Raw genomic sequence first — 20,959 nt, 5'->3', positions numbered from 1 at the left:
GTTAATTTATTTGAATTAGTGGGGCTACCGTATGGTGGCCCTTTTGCGTTTCCCGTGTATGGGTATTCAGGATGTTACTATTTCCCTTACTGTGGCCATGGTGTGTAATTTTAACACAATCGAGGCGCTGAGTACCCAGTATTACACAGTTAGAAAAAAATCTAAATACACACATAAACATCAGATAATCAGTCAAATATATTAATTTGTTAATTTTGGTATTGTTTTTCCATTGGTAATGTTAATAATTATTAAAATTAGAATCATGAGAAAGTTATTTTTTGGAATTGCATTATCAATAACAAGTTTAACCGCCTGCGCACAGGAGAATAAGGCAGCAAAGGGTACTGTTACGGAAATGAGCGTCGCCCAAGATAAATTCTCTGAAATAAGGCCGGCAGAATTGCCCGATGCAGTGACCAAGGCAATAGATACCTATTATCCTACTGCGATAATCAATAAGGCATTTGTAAACAACTCCCAACAATTTAGGTTGGATATAGTTTTGAAGGAAGGCAATAGAGGTACTATATATGCAGATAAGGACGGGGATTGGATAGAGAGATAGATCCGCTTCATAAATATGTACAATGATAATGGGATCGTTTTAACGATCCCATTTTTTGTTTCAACTATTGTAAGGAAGGAGTAATTTACCCACCTGACCGTATTTTAATTCTGTTAGCAAAATAATTAAGGAATAAGGAAGCTGTTTTTGGAATATTATAAAGAATATAGGAAAGAAGTGTTTAGTTTTTACCCATTAAAAGGGTCCGATACCCAAAAATACACAGTTTAATTTTTTGTGTATTTTATATAACATATACATTTACAAGTGTTTACGTTTATATTCGGCATAGATTGAGGTTCGGCACTATATTTTCAATAGGTATAATAAGTTTAACTATTAAAATGAATATCATGAAAAAATTATTTTTTGCAGCAGTATTATCATTCGGAAGTCTAACCGCATTTGCCCTATCCAGTGAAAATGTAAGTTTGGATAGCACACAAACCGTAATAGCTCAGGACGACTTCTCTGAAGTAAAAACCAGTGATTTGCCGGAAGCGGTTTCAACAGCGGTCTCCACTGAATATCCTTCGGCCACCATCAGTAAGGCTTATGTAAATAAGAAGGAGCAGTATAAGTTGGAAATAACCTTGGAGGATGGTACTACAGGTACCTTGTATGCCGATAAAGATGGTAAGTGGATTGAACTATAATATCACTTGAATTATTTGTTTTGTATCAAGTTGGTTTGGTAAGAGGGGGATTGTTTTTACAATCCCCCTCTTTTTTATGAAAATTTTTAAAGGCAACTAACTTTCTTATGGTATTTTTACTATCTATATATAGTAAATTATTATAAAAAGTATGCCCAAACTGCTTATCATTGAAGATGACGCCTCTTTTTGTCAAATGCTTCAAAAATTCTTGATTAGAAACGGATACGATGTGGACATTAGTTTTACGGCCCAGGATGCCAAGACCAAATTTAAGGCAACCACCTATAATCTTGTTTTGACAGATTTGCGGCTTCCCAATTATAACGGCCTACAACTGCTTTCCGATATCAAGGAGGTAAATCCAAAGACACAGGTTATTGTGATGACGGGTTATGCCGAGGTTGGTTCTGCCGTAGAGGCCATGAAAAAAGGGGCCTACGACTATATTTCCAAACCCTTTACTCCGGAGGAAATTTTAATGCAGATCAAAAGTGCCTTGAGCCAAGAGCACAAGAGGCCACTGGATAGTGCTCCAAAAGAAAACCATAAGGTGAATGGTACGCAAGATGAAATTGGGAACAATGACAATAGGGTAGTTGTTGGAATAAGCGAGGCCTCCAAAAAACTGCACGAGTATATTAAGTTGGTGGCCCCAACGGATATGTCCGTTTTAATTACCGGGGAAAGTGGAACAGGTAAGGAAGTTACGGCAAGGGCCATTCATAACAATAGTAAACGGAAGGACCACAATTTTGTGGCGGTAGATTGTGGAGCTATTCCCAAAGAATTGGCGACCAGCGAATTTTTCGGGCATATCAAAGGGAGTTTTACCGGGGCGGTAGAGGATAAGAAAGGGCATTTTGAAGCTGCCAATGGAGGCACTTTGTTTTTGGATGAAATAGGGAACCTTTCCTATGAAAATCAAATACAGTTATTAAGGGCCTTACAGGAAAGAAAAATTAAAAGGGTAGGCAGCAATAAGGAGATAGAGGTTGATATCCGAATTGTAACCGCCACAAACGAAGACCTAACGGAAGCTGTTGAAAACGGCAGTTTTAGGGAAGATCTTTTCCATAGGATCAATGAATTTTCTGTAGAAATTCCGTCCTTGGAGCAACGCTTTGAAGATCTGCCGCTTTTTGCAGATTTCTTTTTGCGAAAGGCCAACCGATCTTTGGGAAAACAAGTGGAAGGTTTTTCGGAGGATGTACAGGATATATTTAAGCAATACCATTGGCCCGGAAATTTACGGGAATTGCAGAACGTTATAAAAAGAGCGGTTTTGTTGACCAATGGGGAAATGGTGGAGAAGGGGGCCTTGCCCAAAGAAGTATATAGGAGCAAGGAAAGCAATGTTAAAAACGAAAATTTCTCCAAGGCAGATTACGAGAAGGAACAAATAGTCAAGGCCTTAAAACAATCAAATTTTAATAAATCCAAAGCAGCCAAACTGCTGCAGATAACCAGGAAAACACTTTACAACAAAATTAATCACTATAATTTGGACTTGTAGCCAAATACGCCTTAATGGCCAAAATTAAAACGGTGGACTTATTTTGGAGGTCCCTGTAAGCTTGTTTTAAGACCTTGGGTTCCCATTGGCCAATTTCCAAAACCTCCATTTGTTCCAAAATGGGTATTGTTTCATTATTGTTTAATTGCCGGAACATGGGAAGCATTCTGTGCGAGACAACATTTACTGTCTTGATGTCCAAATTATCTACGGCCACTTTCAATTTTTCCATGTTGCTTTTGGTGTCGGTAATAAAAGTCTCCAACACTTCGGCTATGCCCTCCTCGTCTTCCCCTAAAAAAGAGGAGATTACCCCTAGGTGGAATAGGTTGGAGCCAGAGGCAATATTCGTATTTGTTCTGCTTTTGGGTTTTTCCTGAATTGCCCGGGGGAACAAATTGGTCAATACCTCCAGAAACATCTCTTTGGTAAAAGGTTTTTGTAGGATATCTGAAAAACCTGCCTCAATATATTGTTCTCTTTTTAAATCCTTACGTCCGGTCATGGCTACTATGGGTTGCCCGGCATAATGGGAATAGGCATCGTTCTGTAGCTTGCCCAATACTTCAAAACCCGTAATATTGGGCATTTGTATATCTGTCAAAACCATATCGTACTGCAGCGCAGCTGTTTTTAATATTTCATGAAAATTATTATAGGTATGGACAAAGAGTCCCAAATGATGACAGACTTCCTTAAGGAGTTTTAGCATAGCCGGGTCATCGTCTATGATAAGGAGGGACAGCCCAACTTGTGGACCGATTTCGATTTTCTTGTCGGAATTAAAAGGTTTTTTTGATATCTTCAAAGGAATTTCAATGGAAAACGTACTTCCTTTATCTTCCTGGCTCCTAAGACTAATTTTCCCACCCAGGAGTTCGGTGAGCTTTTTGGAAATGGTAAGGCCTAACCCATAACCGCCGTATTTTTTATCCGTATGGTCCTCGGCCTGGGTAAATTCTTTAAAAATGTGCTCTTGCTTTTCTTTTTTAATACCTATACCAGAATCTGTTACCTGAATTAAGGTTTGGTAGTTTCCATTTGCTTCACGAACTACCTTGGCTTCAACTTTTATGAAACCTTCATTTGTGAATTTATAGGCATTTCCGATTAGGTTGGTCAGGATTTGTCTAATTCTAAAGGGATCTCCCAAAACAGGATTATCCAATAGGGTATCGATTTTCACTATCAGTTCCAAGGGTTTCTTTAAATGGATTTCCTTGAGGTTTTCGGCAGTTTCCCGGATAAGGTCGGAGAATATAAATGGGGTTTGCTCTATATTAATTTTTCCTGCCTCCAATTTGGAAAAATCCAACAGATCGTTTACCAGACTATCCACATATTTCGATGCCGATTTTACATTCTTTATATAGGATACCTGCTTACCGGAGAGCCCGGTGTTTTCCATAAGTTCGGAATAACCGGTTATTGTATTCAAAGGAGTGCGCAGGTCATGGCTTACGGTAGAGATTAATTGTTCCCGACTTTTTAAAAGGGATTCGGAAAATTTCTTTTCCTTTTCCAGTTGCTGTCTGTACAATTGTACTTTCCAGTAATCTTTGGTAATCAAAAAAGTAAAGAGTCCCACAATCGCTATTCCGAGCAAGCTGGCAAAACCGGCCACACGAAGGCTCCTGTTTAGGGCGGTCTGTTTTTTTAGGTTATCATTATAGGATTTGGCGATGACCTCCTGTTCAAATGCTGAGATAATACTTCGGAGCTGTTGGGAAATTTCCAGATCGGCCCTATTTAACTGCAATTCTTTCTGGGCTACCGATCGAAGGGCTATGGTATTGCTCTGTTTGGCTTCGTTCAAAAGGGATTTGGAAGCCATAAGTACCGAATCTACCTGTTGCGAAACCGGAATGTCGCTCGTATCCCTGGGGACGTTTTCACTAAGGTATTCGGCCCACTTTTTTAAGGTATTCTGTGTTTCCGGGGGTAAGTCAAAATAATTGGGATTAAGGCTTTCCGGAGTAATTTTGCCAAGAGATTCTTCTATTTTACTAAATTCCTTTAGGGCATCGTCTATAGAATTATTGGCTTCACTTTCTCTTTTCAATCGGAGAAGTTCATTGCTGTTGAATACCTTTTTTTTTAGTAGCCCCTGTACACTATCCAACATTTTTTTGTGGTTCCCGTTAACGGTAAGCAATTTAAGGGAGTCTATGGTGATAAAAATGGAATCTATCTTTTGGGCATAAACAGTAAAGCTTTTTTGGGTCTTTTTTTGGAGGGCCAGCTTGGAAAGACTTTCCGCCTCATACAGTTCAGTAAGCAGGGAGCCTGTTTTTAATAATTTGGCATCATTTTCCGTTCCGGTGTCGGTAGATATAAATACCCTTATTTCCGTAAATATAAAGTAGGCCACTACAAGGGTCAAAACGCCAAGCGTTAGGTAGCTGAACATTATTTTAAGGGTGAATTTGTTCTTCGTCCTGTTCATTAATAATCCCAGTTTTTATAGCTTTTATCCCAATTTACGTATTTCATGGCCTATTGGGATATAAATTATAGTTAATTATTTATGGTCTTTTATTATGAAATTAGATTGGCCGTACCTAAATTTGCGTCCGTCTCAAAGGGGTGCTTGTTAGTTCAGGCTGAGATTATACCCAAAGAACCTGGGCAGGTAATGCTGCCAAGGGATGCGAAAACCGCATTTTGGAATTTCCAACGTTTTATTTTCGATGTAATTTTGTAGTCGGGAAAGAACAAAAATCAATTTTTAACAAGAATAATAGCCCCTTTTATTCGTAACAAACGTATTACGAATGAAAACTATGTTCACAACGGTCGCTATTACTGCGACCACGCTTTTGGCCATTGGCCAAGAGAAACCCAAAGATTCTTTGGAAGGAAAAGAAATTGCCTTGGATGAGGTATTGGTATCCGCAGTAAGGGTAACCAAGCAATCTCCGGTAACCTTCACCAACTTGACCAAAGAACAGATCAAACCCAGAAATTTGGGACAGGATATTCCTGTACTCATGAATTTTCTGCCAGCTGTGGTTACCACTTCAGATGCCGGGGCAGGTGTAGGCTACACCGGTATCCGGGTTCGCGGTAGCGATGGCACTCGGGTAAATGTCACTATTAATGGGATACCTTATAACGATGCGGAATCCCATGGTTCGTTTTGGGTAAACATGCCCGATTTTGCCTCTTCTACGGAAAGTTTACAGTTACAACGTGGGGTGGGAACATCAACAAACGGATCAGGGGCCTTTGGAGCCAGTTTAAATGTGTTGACCGATGCCGTTTCGGACGAGGCCTTTGGTCAGATTTCATCTTCCATAGGCAACTTTGGTACGCTCAGGAACAATTTGAAGTTTAGCACCGGTTTGTTGAACGATCATGTGGAAATTGCCGGGCGTTTGTCGCGAATAAGCTCGGACGGTTATATTGATAGGGCCTCCTCCGAATTGGACTCCTACTTTTTGCAGGGATCCTATGTGGACGACAATACCTTGGTAAAGGCACTGTTGTTCGGAGGACATGAAATTACCTATCAGGCCTGGAACGGCATAGATGCCGCAACATTGAAATCTGACAGGACCTTTAATTCCGCAGGAATTTATACCGATGAAAATGGAAACACCCAATTTTATAAGAACGAAGTGGATAATTATAGGCAAAACCATTTTCAATTGCATTGGAACGAACAAATTACAGATAATTGGAATACCAATCTGGCAATCCATTTTACCAAGGGAAGAGGCTTTTTTGAACAGTATAGGGAAGACGATGACTTTAGCACTTATGGAATTGAGCCTATTACCATTGATGGGGAAGATGTGGATAAGACCGATCTAATACGAAGACGCTGGCTGGTCAATGATTTTTACGGTACCACTTTTTCTGCAAATTATGACAAAGAGCGGTTGAACTTAATTCTTGGAGGAGGTTGGAACAAGTACGAAGGAAGCCATTTTGGGGAAATTATATGGGCCCGTTTTTCCAATAATAGGGATTATGAAGACAGATATTATGACGATAGTTCCACCAAAACGGACCTAAACCTTTTTGCCAAGGCCAATTACAGTTTTAGCGACCAATGGAGTGCCTATGGGGATGTGCAGTATAGGACCATAGGCTATACGGCCAATGGCGAGGATACCGGACTTGTTGATGATACTTTTAATTTTTTCAACCCCAAGCTTGGGATAACTTTCGATTTGAACAGGAACAATAATTTTTATCTCTCCTATGCCAGGGCCAATCGCGAACCCAATAGAAACGACTATGAAAGTGGTAGCCCCAAGCCCGAGAAGCTGAACGATTATGAGTTGGGATGGCGCTATATTTCCCCTAATGTACAATTGAATACCAATGTGTACTATATGGGATACAAGGATCAATTGGTGCTTACCGGCGAGTTGAATGATGTTGGGGCACCTTTACGTGCCAATGTTGGGGATAGTTATCGCTTAGGTCTGGAAGTGGATGCTACCATTGCCCTGGGAAATGAATTTAAGATACGCCCCAATGTGGCATTGAGCAAAAACAGGAACAGGGATTTTGTCTTTCAGCGCGATGGTGAACTGCAGGAACTTGGGGATACCCATATTTCCTTTTCCCCAGATATTATTATAGGAAACGTATTTACCTATCAACCCAAGGAAAATGTTCTATTTAGCTTGTTGACCAAGTTTGTAGGAGAGCAGTATATGGGCAATATTGATTCGGAAGGTTCCAAGTTGGATGCGTATTCCCAAACCGATTTTAATGTGCAATATGAAATCAATACCAATAGTTTTATTAAAAGCATAGTGCTATCGGGGTTGGTCAACAATATATTCGATTCCCTATACGAGTCCAATGGATACTTCTATACTTTTGATGACGATTATTCAGTGCCTGGAACCATTACCACTTATGAAGGAGCTGGTTACTACCCACAGGCGGGGATTAATTTCTTGGTGGGAGCTACCTTTAATTTTTAGGGAAGTCTCGATATAAAAATAGTATTTTAACCAAAACCCCGCTGCTGACGATCCAAGTCAAGAGCGGGGTTTGTTGTTTTTGAGAATCGAATGGTACCCCATTCGATTTCGATGGTGTTCAAGTATATTGTGATTTTTAGTACATGACAAAATTCAATTTGGCAAGATTTTCCTCAATTTTTGACCCCGACCCTAAAGCCCGCCTGAACGAAGTAGTCGGGCAGGGGTGGAATTGAGGAAAATCAGGCTCCCCTGCCTACCGGACAGGCAGGCTTTAGGGTTTGGGGTAAAACGGATTTTCCGAGAAACCTAGTTAAAACAATTTTTGTCATGTGATTATACGTTTTCCGGTACTATGTATGGGTATCTGTATTTTCGGGTTAGCAACAGATCCGCTTCCTCGTTATCCAAAAACTTTTCGAATTCCCCATTGAACCTTAAGGTATCCCCAACTCTGTAAGCTATGTTGGCAATTAACGGCAATACGGTAGACATATGGCCTACCTCTATATCGCAATTGATATCTTTATGGTTGCCGGAGCGTACCCCATCTATAAAATTCCCGAAATGCCCTTTACTATCCGGTGCGGTCAGAAAGGAGGTGTCTCCACCTACCGCTGCGCTCGCTGCCATTCCAGAGCCGGCAAAAGGCTCGGTTTCCTTGCCTTTGTACGCTTTCCATGTAGAACCGTTTACTTCCATCCACCCTTCCGTTCCGTAAAACATATTGCCAATTTTAACACCTAAATTGGCCTCATGGTTGGTATACCTGCCCCTGGTTTCAAATTCCAGGATTTTACCATCCCCATACTCAAATACCGAGGTTTGGGTGTTTGGGGTCTCTTGGGAGCATTCTTTGGGCGATATCCCAAAAATTCCTCCCATGGACTGCACTTTTACGGGATGTACTTTTTTGTTGAGGCCCCATCGTGCTATATCAAATTGATGTGGCCCTTGGTTGCCGGTGTCGCCGTTGCCTGTATCCCAGTGCCAATGCCAATTGTAGTGTCCCTTTTTTTCATTGTATGGCCTATAAGTGGCCGGACCCAGCCAAAGATCGTAGTTCAAGTTGGACGGTGATACGCTGTCCGGGGAAATTCCAAAGGAATCCCTTGGTTTAAAGCAGGTGCCTCGGGACAAAAATACTTCCCCAATGCCCCCACCGTGCAAAAAGTCCATGGCCTGCATAACGTTGGCAATAGATCGGTTTTGAAACCCTACCTGTACTACACGGTTATATTTTCTGGCGGCCTCTACCATTTTTCTTCCCTCCCATACATTATGGGAACTGGGTTTTTCAACATACACGTGTTTTCCGGCCTGGCAGGCCCAGATTGTGGATAGGGCATGCCAATGATTGGGCACTGCTATGATTACGGCATCTATGTCCTTGTCCTCAAAAACACGGCGCATATCTTCTTCGGTGCCCGGTTTGTTGCCTTTTTGATTTTTGGTCGCGGTTTGTACTTTTTCGCCCAAAACGGCAGAATCAACATCACAAACCGTTTTTATTTGGACGCCATCATCGTACATTTTGGAGAAGTTGTCCAGTAGGTCACTTCCACGTCCCCTAACACCAATAGATCCTAGGACCACACGGTCATTGGCGCCAAGAATATTCCCATAAGATTTTGCGGAAAAGGCAGATGCACCAACAACAACACCGGTACTGGCAAGGGTGGTTTTTTTAATAAAGTCTCTTCTGTTGTCCATAATTAAGTCTTATTAATAGATGTATTGCTTATTATATGTGATAAGCGGGCCGGAGGGCTATTGGGTGGAAAATTTATTGAATTCCGCATCAAGTGCCGGCTTTTCCAAATTCTTACTGGCAACTATAATTCGGTGTTTAAAGGTTATCTCTTCCCCTTGGTCCAAGCTTAGGTTCAAGGTTTCCTTTCCATTGCTAAAAACCTCCTGTCCAAGTGGATTGGCCGCAAAAAGGCCATAACCACGGGTATGCCAATAGGTAGGATAACCGGCATTGGAAGTGTGGTCCAATATGGCCAGGGAGATTGTTTCATCTCCAATATTAGCTCTTAAATTAACCCAATTGGATCGTTTTCCCCAACAGTCATCTCCTTCAATATTTTCGCTGTTAATGTAATTGCCATTTACACCTTCATTGTTCAGCACAGGGACACCGGTCGGGATTCCATTGGAATCGGTAAAAATATCCGGCTTGTCCGAGGGGTGCTCCAATTGGCGTGTAACCCGTATGCCCAAGACTCCCTCCTTATTGTCCTTAAAAATTACTTTTTCGTTGGGGGCGGAAAGGTTGGTGATGCGGTCTATGGAATATTCATCGTGATCGCCTCTAAAAATAAAAGTGGTGTTTTCTTTTAGCAATACCTTTCCTTCATGGGACACCCAATCCATGGCTACCTTTAGGCTTGCTTCCTCATTGCCGTCTTCCATTCCCAATATTTCCTTATGAAGAATGGTGCCGTAACTTCCTCTCTTTTCAACTTTTATGGAATCTGAATTGTTCCAAAAATCCAATCCGTTAACATCGCCGTAATTAAACCAGACCCCTACGTGATGCGGATGGTCCACCCTTTCCCCAACAGATGGTTCCAAGGGATATTTTCTGGTAATCTTGGTGCCCTTTGGGGTAATTAAAGGATACAGTACCGGTTTTTTAATGTTGGTGGGATAGATGTAGGAGGTAAATAGATTGCCATCAATAAAGACATCCACCTTTTTTTCTTGATCGTTACGGACCAGTTTTATTCTTTTTTCTGCCTTGGGCCGTATATCGGCCTCATTTTTTTTATCAGACTTGGCCTGTTTACAGGAAACCATAAATAATAGGGCTATAACACTGTATAAACCAGATTTAAGAAGTAATTTTCGCATGTTCATTCTTATTTGATCGATATTCCATTGGATAGATTTGTTCAAAGTTCAATGAGTGATTGTAATTCCGCTACATTTTTCCAATTTTGATATTTCGGAAGCTTGCGGTCATTTCTGTGTTGGGATGTAGTTGCAATCCTATTGGCCCCGTTTTAACATAAGTGTCGGAGGTATAGCTCATAACATGTTTGTTGTTGAGCCAAACTTCATAATAGCCGGCAATGGCGATCACTTTAATGGTATTCCATTCGTTGGGCTTTAGAATTTCCTTCACGTTCTGGGCCTCTACGGGATATTTTTTCCCAACAATATAGGGAGAGCCGGTCATATCGCGCTTTAAAGAGCCCGAAATCCCCATTTGTATTTGTTCCGTATCACTTCTGAGGAAAATTCCGGTATCTACAGTTCCTTCATCATATCTGAAGTCGGTCTCAATTACAAAATCGGTATATTCCTTGTCCGTCCACAATATGGATCCTTTTTTATCAGGACCACTTTTGGCCCGTAATATTCCGTTTTCCACGGACCACCATATGTTGTTTTCAGGGACGACCCATCCTTTAAGATTTTTCCCGTTAAAAGCACTTTTAAGTACTGGGTCCTGCGCAGATAGGCTTAAGGTAATTAAATTTACTATAAGAAAAGTACCAATAATTTTTGCTTTCATTTAAATAAGGCTTTATGATGACACTATCATTTGGAATGTCGCATTGATTATAAAAACAGTTCTTAAATTATAAGTAGTACATTATTTTATTGTTAATACTTCACTGTTTTTTATAAAACTATTTAAAAACTATGTCATTTTCCAATTTTATATGCCAAATTTTGGCAGAAATTCAATTATTGGTAAAATACCATTAAGAAGAGTTAAGAATTGTGAAGTTGGTCATGGTCTGTAAAGTAAAGAATTCCGGTGGCGGGCTTTGGTTATTTTTGAGATTCAATAGGAGATTTAATTATTTTGATCCTGTCGTCCAGAGCAATGGTAAATTTTCAAGGCATTAAGGATAATCCTGGATTTTAGGCTACCCCATTCATTTTTTAACCCTTATTTTTGTGGCTCATGTAAATAGCCATAACCTATAAATATGTTGGGTATGAACAAAAATAAGTACAATAAACCATTGCGTTGGGGTATAATTGGTTGTGGAGCGGTTACCGAGGTTAAAAGCGGACCGCCTTACCAACAGACCAAGGATTTTCAGTTGATAGCCGTAATGCGCAGGGATAAAGAAAAGGCGGAGGACTATGCCAAAAGGCATGGCGTGTCCAAATATTACTCCAATGCCGAGGATTTGATTATGGATCCTGAAGTAGATGCCGTTTATATAGCCACCCCCCCGGATACCCATAAATATTACGCCTTAATGGTAGCTGAAGTCGGCAAGCCCTGTTGTGTGGAGAAACCTATGGCACCAAGCCATGCGGAGAGTTTGGAGATATACAATGTATTTAAGGAAAAACAATTACCACTTTTTGTTGCCTATTATAGACGTTCGTTGCCAAGGTTCCTAAAGATAAAGGAGTGGATGGAGAATGATGGGATCGGGAAAGTAAGACATATTCGTTGGCACCTCTCCAAGCCTCCCAGTACTGAAGATCTTCAAAAAACATATAATTGGAGGACAGATGGCAAAATTGCGCCGGGGGGTTATTTTGATGATTTGGCCAGCCATGGTCTGGATTTATTTTCGTTTTATCTTGGGAATGTTGAAAATGCCTTTGGGGTAAGCACCAATCAGCAAAAATTATATACGGCAAAAGATGCGATTTCAGCATGTTGGATATACGAAAATGGAGTTACCGGGGAGGGGAGTTGGAATTTTGCTGCGTCCGATAGGGAAGATAAGGTGGAGATTATAGGAAGTAAGGGTAAAATAATATTCTCCGTATTTAATGAAGAGGATATTACCTTGATCAATGAAAAAGGAACAACAAGCCTCTTTGTTGAGCATCCTAAGCACGTGCAGCAGTTCCATGTAGAAAATATACGGAAGCATTTGCTGGAAAACAGGGAACATCCTTCTACCGGGCTTTCCGGGCTGCATACCAGTTGGATGATGGATAAAATCCTAGGCCGGATCTAAGGAGAATTAATTGGAAATGATTACCGAATTGCCACTATAGGTAGCACGGTAAAAAAGTAGGTCATGGTAACTCTTGCCGTCGTCCGGCCTGTTCATAAGTTGCCCGGTAAACAGGTGGTATTTGTAACCTTCACAGGAGCAGGTAACCAACTGTCCATTCAATGACATTGTGGAACAGTTGTTAGGGGCATGGTTGGGGCAGCTGGCTTCCCATGCCATATAGGAATTAAAACCGGTATTGATGACAAATGCACCTCGGGTACCTACTGCAGCGTTATCCACATATATGGCACTTCCCGTATTGGTCAAGGCGCTGTAAGCGGGAAGGTTCAAATTAAGATCGAACCTAAAACTAATTTCTTGCAGGTACGGATTTCTATTGGTGGAGTTCTTGTCGCAGGACAACAATAAAAATAAAAGCAATAATCCCAATATGTGTTTCATACCACTATGTCTATATTATATAACTTAAACAAAATTGAACAAAATTTATGTATATTTGTCTTAAATCCTCTTTAAAAAAAGGGGATTTTCCTATTTATTTAATATAGAACTTATGAGTAAGGTATCTTATTATACAGCAGAGGGGCTAAAAAAATTGAGGGATGAACTTAATTACCTAAAGGATGTTGAGCGTCCAAAAGCTTCACAGGCAATTGGAGAGGCCAGGGATAAAGGGGATTTGTCGGAAAATGCCGAGTATGATGCCGCAAAGGAGGCACAAGGTCTGTTGGAGATGAAAATTTCCAAGATGGAGGAGACTTTGGCCAATGCAAGGTTAATAGATGAATCGCAACTGGATACCTCCAAGGTATTGGTGTTATCTACGGTTAAATTGAAAAACCTGAACAACGGAATGGAAATGAAATATACCCTTGTAGCAGAAAGCGAAGCGGATCTAAAGACTTCCAAGATTTCTGTGAGTTCACCTATCGGCAAGGGGCTGTTGGGAAAAAAAGTGGGGGAGACCGCAGAAATTACCGTTCCCAACGGAACCTTGAAATTTGAAATTTTGGAAATTTCCAGATAGATCATTTTAAAAAATAAGATAAGGCCTCAATTGATCCGTTCAATTGAGGCCTTCATTTTAAAGACAGGTTTTATAATGGTAGGTACGCCTGTATAAATTATTCAAAATACATTAAGGAGGTATTTTTGCAATATTTGTACTATCTTTTAAATTGATTTAAGTTTAGAAATATGCCATCAATATTTACAAGAATTATAAACGGGGAAATCCCGTCCTATAAAATTGCCGAGGACGATAATTATTATGCCTTTTTGGATATAAACCCCAATGCTCCCGGGCATACTTTATGCGTCCCCAAAAAAGAGGTGGACAAACTTTTGGACCTGGACGGGGAAACCTATTTGGGGCTTATGGCCTTTTCCCGGAAAATAGGTTTGGCCATCGAAGCCAGTATACCTTGCAATAGGGTTGGTCTTACCGTAATAGGATTGGAAGTACCCCATGTGCACGTACATTTAATTCCTTTGAATGGAATGAGGGATGCCACCTTTCAGCATAAGGCTGTGCTGACCCCCAAGGATTTTAAGGATATAGCCGAAAAAATTAGGGACAATATTAAATAAACCCTTTCAAGATAATATAGGCACCAGCAGCAATTACTATTATAAGCAGTAGTATCAACACATAAAATAGCGTAGTAAAACGTATGGAGGCACGGTCAGGGGCAATCATTTTTAGGTAGTAATCATATACCCTTTCTATGTCCTCGGTCCAGGTTATCGGATAGATCAGGGAATTGCATTTTTTACATTTTATTTCATGGGTGATGTCCTTAGTGGTCCTGTCGTATAGTAGACCATAGGTGTGTCTTTGATAAAAGGTCAACTTTAATTCCTGATTAAAGCATTCGGGACAATTGTTCGTTAAGTCCGCTTCCTTGATTACAACTAATTTCTCCTTTGCCATCGCCTTAATTTTTAACTTTAAACGTAATTTGCATTATGGTACCGTCCTTTGAAGAGGTCAGTACTTTAATTTTGCCCTTATGGTATTCTTCCACAATTCTTTTTACCAAAGAAAGCCCTAGGCCCCATCCCCTTTTTTTGGAGGTGACCCCCGGATTAAATATGGTCTGAAAATTCTTTTTTGGGATTCCACTGCCCGTATCGGAAATTAAAACCTTGACCCAGTTCCCGTTGGGAACTATTTCTATGGCAATATTGCCCTTGCCCCTCATGGCGTCTATACCGTTCTTTACCAAGTTTTCTATGGTCCAATTGTACAACGCCTTGTTTAAAAGTACTGGAACTTGGTCCGCTTGTGAATTAAATGAAAACTGAATGAGTTTGGAACTCCTTAATTTTAAATAGTCAAATGCATTTTTGGTCTCTTCAACAATGTCGTGTTCATTAAGGATGGGGAGGGAGCCAATTTTTGAAAAACGTTCCGTAATGGTTTCCAATCTGGCAATATCCTTTTCAATTTCCTTGGTAATGTCCGGATTAATGTCCGTGGACCTCAATAGTTCGTTCCATCCCAAGAGCGAGGATAGGGGGGTTCCTATCTGGTGGGCGGTTTCTTTGGCCATACCGGCCCAAAGTTTGTTCTGTTCGGAGGTTTTGTTGGTCTTGAACAAAAAATAAATTACCGTTCCAAAAAGGAAGATAATCAATAAAAGGGCAATTGGGTAATATTTTAGCTTGGTGAGTACCTCAGAATTACCATAATAAAGTGTGGCCAAGTTTTCTCCTTTGTACGCTATGGAGATAGGCTTATTTTCTTCCTTGAATTTATTGATTTTTCCGAGGATAAAAACCGTGTCCGTTTTCTGGATACCGGGCATATTGTTTATTTTTATGGTACTGTCCTTGTTGACAAGTATCATAGGGGTCGAAGTGTTGTTCTGAAAGATTTTGATATGCAGGTTGCCAGGATCCGCATCAACGGGAAGGGACAGGAATTCAGATTGTGCCGTGGCCCAAATTTCCATTTTATGACGTTCTTCTTCTTTAAATGTCTTGAAAAAACTGTTGGTGTTCCAGAGGATTAAGCTCACAATAGCAAAGGATGCTATTAATAACAGAAGGTTCGAAATTTTCTTTTTAGGATTAAAATCCATCCATCAACAAAATTATATTTAAAGATAACGCAATTTGGACAAAGATATTCTATTTTGATAGCTACCCTTTATTTCATTTTGCCTACATTTTATGTACCTTTATAGGCTATGAAATATCCATTGGCAAAATTTTTAAACCTCCCGATAATTATCGGGACGAAAATGATTACTTGGAAATTACACCCGCCTGTCCACCCGGTTCCGGTACGGACGGGAATGAAGAAGTCGGGCAGGTCTGACCGATAAAAAACCTGTCTGCCGAACAGGCGGGCAATAAATATAAACAGACAGATGAAAAAAATGGTTTCCATCACTGCCTCCGAAGTATCCACCGCTACATTGCATGGTTATTTATTGGGTGCGGTAGGGCCAAGACCCATTGCCTTTGCAAGTACTGTTGATGGCAGGAACAGACCTAATTTATCACCGTTTAGTTTTTTTAATGTCTTTGGCTCCAATCCGCCCATTTTAATATTTTCTCCCTCCCGAAGGGTTCGGGACAATAGTACAAAACACACCTTGGATAATGTACTGGACAATAGGGAGGTGGTCATTAATGTGGTGAATTATAATATGGTGCAACAAATGTCACTTTCCAGTGCGGAGTATGGGGAGGGCGAGAACGAATTTATCAAGGCCGGTTTAAGCATGTTGCCTTCAGATTTGGTAAAACCTTTTCGGGTGGCGGAATCACCAGTGCAGTTTGAGTGCAAGGTAATTAAGGTGGAGCCCCTTGGGAAGGAGGGAGGTGCAGGGAACCTAATCTTTTCAGAAGTGCTGAAAATACATGTTGATGCCGATATTTTGGATGGGAATGGGGCCATTGATCAATTTAAAATAGATCAGGTGGCCCGGATGGGGGGCAACTGGTATAGCAGGGCCAATTTGGGATTGTTTGAAGTGCCCAAACCGGTTTCCAATTTAGGGATAGGAGTTGACCGGATTCCGGATCATATTAGGTTGAGCAAGATCCTTAGCGGTAACGATTTGGGAATGTTGGGCAATATCGAAAAACTTCCTTCCAAAGAAGAAGTGAAGCTCTATGTAGATAGTAATGTGGATCTAAGGTCCCTATTGAGTGCGGGCGACGAAGCTTTGCTCCATGCCAAGGCCCAGGAGCTGCTTAAAAGCCAGGATGTACTTGCTGCATGGAAGGTTTTATTGGCGTAGATGCTCCCATTTTAAGAATTAACATGATGCATTCATTCTTTTAAGGGATGACTTCCCTAAAAACGAAGATGCGATATTTTGTTTTAGGTGTTCCTGAACAAATTGCTTAATATTGACAAGAAAAGAATATAAAGTAGAATTATATACATAACAAAATGGAAGTACAAGGGAAAATTAAAATGGTAGGTGATACCCAAACATTTGGGAATAACGGATTTAGAAAGAGGGAAGTAGTGGTGACTACGGAAGAACAGTATCCACAGCATATTATGGTAGAGTTTGTACAGGATAAATGCGACCTTTTAAATAATTTTGCAGCTGGACAGGCCGTGAAAATAAGTATTAATCTAAGAGGCAGGGAATGGGTAAACCCACAAGGGGAAACTAAATATTTTAATTCCATACAAGGTTGGCGAATAGAAAGTTTACAGGAAGATAATACTGCTGCTGGAATGCCTCCCGTACCGCCCATGGATGCTTTTGAGCCCGCAGATGATATAAATGAGGACGATCATGACGATTTGCCCTTCTAATTAGGGGCCATAAATTATGCACGGCAGAATTATACCTATGTTTAAAGTGGTATAATTTCAAAATATAGGAAAACCTATTCAGTTTGTAACCGAATAGGTTTTCTTAATTTTAGGGTCAATTATAACCATATAATGTTTTTTCTTAATCATCGCTTACTGTTTCCGGATGTAGAAAATGCCGATAATGATGGCTTATTGGCTCTAGGGGGCGATTTGTCCCCGGAGCGTTTGCTCTTGGCATATCGGAACGGCATATTTCCTTGGTTCAATGAGGATTCCATGATTCTTTGGTGGAGCCCGGATCCACGTATGGTGCTATTTCCAAATAAAATAAGGATTTCGAAAAGTATGCAACAACTTATAAAATCCAATAGGTTCAGGATTACGTGGAATACCAGGTTCGAAGAAGTAGTAGGGGCATGTTCTGCCATAAAGCGTAAAGGGCAGGAAGGCACATGGATTACTCCGAAAATGAAAGCGGCCTACTTAAAATTGCATCAAATGGGAATGGCGAAGTCCATCGAAGTATGGGAAAATGAACAGTTGGTGGGAGGGCTGTACGGAATAGACCTTGGGCATATATTTTGCGGGGAAAGCATGTTCAGTAAAACCAGCAATGCATCCAAATTTGGGTTTATACACCTGGCCCTGGAGTTGCAGCAAAAGAAGTATAAACTAATCGACTGTCAGGTGCACACCGATCATTTGGCAAGTCTGGGTGCAGAAGAGATCCCCAGAAATCAATTTATCAAAATTCTGAGAGGTTAGCTGGTTAAATGACTTCCCACGTTTTCAATATAGTACTCGGTCATAGTTCGCAGGTAAGGCCCTTGTAGTTTTTATCAAATTTCCCTCGGCATCGAATATGGCTATAAAGTCTTCCCGTTTATCCGTTTTTTTGCCTCGTAGCATTATTTTGTAGGTATTACCGGGCAATATCAGATTTTGAAAGGTATTTTTTAAAACATTCTCCGAGGAACCATTATAGCGTTGTTGGATATATTTAATTTTTATTTTGTCAAAATTCGCATTCAATACCGCGCCAATCCTGGCATAGGTTTCCATTGGGATGTCAACTTCCTTTACTGTGAATCCCGTATTTTGTAGTGTTCCCTTTTCGTTGAAGTCTAGGTGGTAGTGCATTCTCCCTTCCCTAAATTTTAGGGTATAGGTAATTTTGGAGGTGTCAATTTCCCGGTAGTACCTAATTTTTTTGTTCTCCTCCAAGGGTAGGTCATCCAGGTTGATAGTAGGGAATTGCGATTTTTTAATACGATGCTCCCTTTCCAATTTTGTTTGGGAAAAACATTTTAGGCCCAGCATCAATAATAGCATCAGGGTTATAAAGCTATACTTCATTATATCTAAAACAATTTACTTCGTGGTCGTTGACCATACCCGTTGCCTGCATGTGGGCATAAATAACGGTGCTTCCCACAAACTTGAAACCGCGTTTTTTTAAATCTTTGCTGATAGCGTCCGATATTGGGGTATGTGCTGGGGCATTCTTATAGTTTATGTGATTGTTCTTTACGGGTTGGCCGTTGACAAACCCCCAAATATAATTACTGAAACTGCCAAATTCCTTTTGGACGGCTATAAAGGCTTGGGCATTGGTAACAGTGGCCTTTATCTTAAGCTTGTTCCTAATAATTCCCGCATCCCCTAACAAGGATTCTATTTTCTGATCCCCATAATTCGCTATTTTTTTGTAATCAAAATGATCAAAGGCCTGTCTAAAATTTTCCCTTTTTCTCAAGATGGTAATCCAACTTAATCCGGCCTGGAAGGTTTCCAGAATCAAAAATTCAAATAACAGTTCATCATCCTTCACAGGGACTCCCCATTCCTCGTCGTGGTACTTCTGGTATAATGCATCGCCCTTGCACCAGCCACATCTGTGTTTTTCCATATTTTAAAATCAAACTTTCATTAAAGATAAAGAAACCTTGATTTTAACAAGGGGATTTATCTGTTTTTTGTTTTTGAATTGCGCCCCTATAGGTTTCTGGGCAATATTTAATCCTGGAGGTTGGTAACATTTTTTCTATTGCTATTTTGAATAGGGTTTCCCCAATTATCTGGCCCCTTATTCTTTAAGTTTTTTATCTTAATTCCAATTTAATTTTAAAAAGGATACTGATTTTTTAACCGATATAGTATATTTAAGAATTAAAAACCAAACCTATACTATGCCATTACTTATTGTTGTTCTTGGGTTGTTCCTCTTATTTTTACTCATTGCAAAATTTAAACTTAACGCTTTTATAGCCTTTATAATAGTATCCCTTGCCGTTGGAATTGCAGAGGGAATGGAATTACAGGGGGTAATACAGTCCATTCAAAACGGGATTGGCGATACCTTGGGCTTTTTGGTCATTATTTTGGGATTGGGGGCCATGTTGGGCAAACTGGTAGCAGATAGTGGGGCCGCACAACAGATAACGACCAAACTGGTATCCAAATTTGGAATTGGGAACATTCAATGGGCCCTGGTCCTGACCGGCTTTATTGTGGGGATCCCCATGTTCTATTCTGTAGGTTTTGTAATACTGATCCCATTGATCTTTACCATTGCGGCCTCAACAGGGCTGCCATTGTTATACGTGGGACTGCCCATGATAGCGTCTCTTTCCGTGACCCATGGTTTTCTTCCTCCGCACCCTGCCCCTACGGCGATAGCTTCAATGTTCAATGCAGATGTAGGGAAAACCCTTCTCTATGGCACCATCATTGCAATACCGGCGATTATTCTGGCAGGACCCCTATTTTCAAGGACCATTAAGAATATAACCGCTACCCCGCTTAAGGAATTTGTTAATCCTACCATTTTAAGGGAGGAGGAAATGCCCAATATAAACATCAGTATTTTAACAGCGCTTTTACCCGTAATACTGATCATGTTGGCAACGGCCGCCGATCTTTTGTTGCCCAAGGATGCAGCTATTCTGCCCCTTGTAAAATTCATAGGTAATCCGGTAATTGCCATGTTGATCGCTGTATTGGTGGCCATATACACCTTGGGTCTCGCCAGAGGGAAGGATATGACCCAAATAATGGGATCCGTTGCAAGTTCCATTTCAGGAATAACCATGGTACTCCTTATTATTGCAGGTGCAGGTGCCCTTAAAGAGGTATTGGTAGATAGTGGGGTAAGTGATTATATTGCCAATATGTTGAAGGACTCCAGCTTCTCACCCCTGCTCTTGGCATGGCTGGTAGCTACCGTTATTAGGGTATGTGTGGGGTCGGCAACCGTTGCCGGACTCACTACCGCCGGAATTGTACTGCCGTTGGTGAGTGCCACAGGGGTGAGTGCGGAATTAATGGTTCTCGCCATAGGGTCCGGGAGTTTAATGCTATCCCATGTTAACGATGGGGGGTTCTGGCTGTTCAAGGAATATTTTAATCTTTCCATCAAGGATACCCTCAGAACCTGGACCGTTATGGAAACCACTGTGGGGGTCGTAGGATTAATAGGCGTCTTGATATTGAGTATATTTGTTTAAAATAATAAGAGAAATACTTGGAT

20 protein-coding genes and 1 riboswitch are annotated in these 20,959 nt (G+C 40.7%); of the genes, 11 read left to right on the top strand and 9 right to left on the bottom strand.

What is annotated here, in order from left to right; all coding sequences use genetic code 11:
• Positions 1-265 precede the first annotated feature (265 nt).
• From D0S24_RS09730 to D0S24_RS09720, 3 genes are all read left to right on the top strand, one after another.
• Entirely contained in the window at positions 266-568 is a 303-nt protein-coding gene (locus D0S24_RS09730; RefSeq protein WP_147321446.1) for a hypothetical protein, read from the top strand.
• 353 nt (positions 569-921) lie between these two features.
• Positions 922-1,224, top strand: a complete 303-nt coding sequence (locus D0S24_RS09725) for a hypothetical protein (protein ID WP_117019880.1) — start codon at positions 922-924, stop codon at positions 1,222-1,224.
• Between the two features lie 151 nt (positions 1,225-1,375).
• Positions 1,376-2,740 (top strand): sigma-54 dependent transcriptional regulator, encoded by a 1,365-nt coding sequence (locus D0S24_RS09720; protein WP_117019678.1) that lies wholly within the window; start codon positions 1,376-1,378, stop codon positions 2,738-2,740.
• On the opposite strand, the gene D0S24_RS09715 is transcribed toward D0S24_RS09720, so the two are convergent.
• Complete coding sequence (locus D0S24_RS09715; protein ID WP_117019677.1) at positions 2,715-5,186, bottom strand: ATP-binding protein; 2,472 nt, start codon at positions 5,184-5,186, stop codon at positions 2,715-2,717. The two genes, D0S24_RS09720 and D0S24_RS09715, sit on opposite strands and share 26 nt — an antisense overlap.
• Before the next feature lie 125 nt (positions 5,187-5,311).
• A riboswitch (TPP riboswitch) is annotated at positions 5,312-5,406 on the top strand.
• A gap of 108 nt (positions 5,407-5,514) precedes the next feature.
• Between D0S24_RS09715 and D0S24_RS09710 the strand changes: the two genes are divergently transcribed.
• Positions 5,515-7,686 (top strand): TonB-dependent receptor, encoded by a 2,172-nt coding sequence (locus tag D0S24_RS09710; RefSeq protein ID WP_117019676.1) that lies wholly within the window; start codon positions 5,515-5,517, stop codon positions 7,684-7,686.
• Positions 7,687-8,022: 336 nt separating this feature from the next.
• Here the strand turns inward: D0S24_RS09710 and D0S24_RS09705 are convergent, their stop codons facing one another.
• The 3 genes from D0S24_RS09705 to D0S24_RS09695 form a co-directional block, all read right to left on the bottom strand.
• Positions 8,023-9,399: a Gfo/Idh/MocA family protein gene (locus D0S24_RS09705; protein ID WP_117019675.1), complete on the bottom strand. Its 1,377-nt coding sequence runs from the start codon at positions 9,397-9,399 to the stop codon at positions 8,023-8,025.
• Between the two features lie 57 nt (positions 9,400-9,456).
• On the bottom strand, positions 9,457-10,545 hold the full coding sequence (locus D0S24_RS09700) for a PmoA family protein (protein ID WP_220377741.1): 1,089 nt from the start codon (positions 10,543-10,545) through the stop codon (positions 9,457-9,459).
• 70 nt (positions 10,546-10,615) lie between these two features.
• Positions 10,616-11,212 carry a DUF1080 domain-containing protein gene (locus D0S24_RS09695; RefSeq protein ID WP_117019673.1) on the bottom strand — a complete coding sequence of 199 codons (597 nt, stop codon included), beginning with the start codon at positions 11,210-11,212 and terminating at the stop codon, positions 10,616-10,618.
• Positions 11,213-11,645: 433 nt separating this feature from the next.
• Here D0S24_RS09695 and D0S24_RS09690 point away from each other — a divergent pair, with 433 nt between their 5' ends.
• The gene (locus D0S24_RS09690) at positions 11,646-12,635 is read left to right on the top strand and encodes a Gfo/Idh/MocA family protein (protein WP_117019879.1); all 990 of its coding nucleotides are present in this window, start codon (positions 11,646-11,648) and stop codon (positions 12,633-12,635) included.
• Positions 12,636-12,641: 6 nt separating this feature from the next.
• Here the strand turns inward: D0S24_RS09690 and D0S24_RS09685 are convergent, their stop codons facing one another.
• The gene (locus D0S24_RS09685) at positions 12,642-13,079 is read right to left on the bottom strand and encodes a hypothetical protein (RefSeq protein ID WP_117019672.1); all 438 of its coding nucleotides are present in this window, start codon (positions 13,077-13,079) and stop codon (positions 12,642-12,644) included.
• Positions 13,080-13,191: 112 nt separating this feature from the next.
• On the opposite strand from D0S24_RS09685, the gene greA reads away from it, so the two are divergent.
• On the top strand, positions 13,192-13,665 hold the full coding sequence (greA, locus tag D0S24_RS09680) for a transcription elongation factor GreA (RefSeq protein ID WP_117019671.1): 474 nt from the start codon (positions 13,192-13,194) through the stop codon (positions 13,663-13,665).
• Positions 13,666-13,835: 170 nt separating this feature from the next.
• A complete protein-coding gene (locus tag D0S24_RS09675) occupies positions 13,836-14,228 on the top strand; it encodes an HIT family protein (protein ID WP_117019670.1) in 393 nt (130 codons plus the stop codon).
• Here D0S24_RS09675 and D0S24_RS09670 read toward each other — a convergent pair.
• Together D0S24_RS09670 and D0S24_RS09665 are read right to left on the bottom strand one after the other, a co-directional pair.
• The gene (locus tag D0S24_RS09670; protein WP_117019669.1) at positions 14,221-14,571 is read right to left on the bottom strand and encodes a hypothetical protein; all 351 of its coding nucleotides are present in this window, start codon (positions 14,569-14,571) and stop codon (positions 14,221-14,223) included. The genes D0S24_RS09675 and D0S24_RS09670 overlap by 8 nt on opposite strands.
• A 4-nt stretch (positions 14,572-14,575) precedes the next feature.
• Entirely contained in the window at positions 14,576-15,724 is a 1,149-nt protein-coding gene (locus tag D0S24_RS09665) for a PAS domain-containing sensor histidine kinase (protein ID WP_117019668.1), read from the bottom strand.
• Between the two features lie 300 nt (positions 15,725-16,024).
• On the opposite strand from D0S24_RS09665, the gene D0S24_RS09660 reads away from it, so the two are divergent.
• From D0S24_RS09660 to aat, 3 genes are all read left to right on the top strand, one after another.
• Positions 16,025-16,894 (top strand): flavin reductase family protein, encoded by an 870-nt coding sequence (locus D0S24_RS09660; RefSeq protein ID WP_117019878.1) that lies wholly within the window; start codon positions 16,025-16,027, stop codon positions 16,892-16,894.
• Between the two features lie 155 nt (positions 16,895-17,049).
• Entirely contained in the window at positions 17,050-17,427 is a 378-nt protein-coding gene (locus D0S24_RS09655; protein WP_117019667.1) for a DUF3127 domain-containing protein, read from the top strand.
• A gap of 132 nt (positions 17,428-17,559) precedes the next feature.
• A complete protein-coding gene (gene aat / locus D0S24_RS09650) occupies positions 17,560-18,195 on the top strand; it encodes a leucyl/phenylalanyl-tRNA--protein transferase (RefSeq protein WP_117019666.1) in 636 nt (211 codons plus the stop codon).
• A gap of 24 nt (positions 18,196-18,219) precedes the next feature.
• On the opposite strand, the gene D0S24_RS09645 is transcribed toward aat, so the two are convergent.
• Entirely contained in the window at positions 18,220-18,786 is a 567-nt protein-coding gene (locus D0S24_RS09645) for a hypothetical protein (RefSeq protein ID WP_117019665.1), read from the bottom strand.
• Positions 18,776-19,339, bottom strand: coding sequence for a DNA-3-methyladenine glycosylase I (locus D0S24_RS09640; RefSeq protein WP_117019664.1), 564 nt, complete (start codon positions 19,337-19,339; stop codon positions 18,776-18,778). Before D0S24_RS09640 ends, D0S24_RS09645 begins: the two co-directional genes overlap by 11 nt.
• Before the next feature lie 280 nt (positions 19,340-19,619).
• Between D0S24_RS09640 and D0S24_RS09635 the strand changes: the two genes are divergently transcribed.
• Positions 19,620-20,936 (top strand): gluconate:H+ symporter, encoded by a 1,317-nt coding sequence (locus D0S24_RS09635; protein WP_117019663.1) that lies wholly within the window; start codon positions 19,620-19,622, stop codon positions 20,934-20,936.
• The last annotated feature ends 23 nt before the right edge of the window (positions 20,937-20,959 follow it).

The sequence above is a fragment of the Arenibacter sp. P308M17 genome, from assembly GCF_003426735.1.
Classification (GTDB): domain Bacteria; phylum Bacteroidota; class Bacteroidia; order Flavobacteriales; family Flavobacteriaceae; genus Arenibacter.
This window is presented reverse-complemented; position numbering and strand designations above follow the sequence as displayed.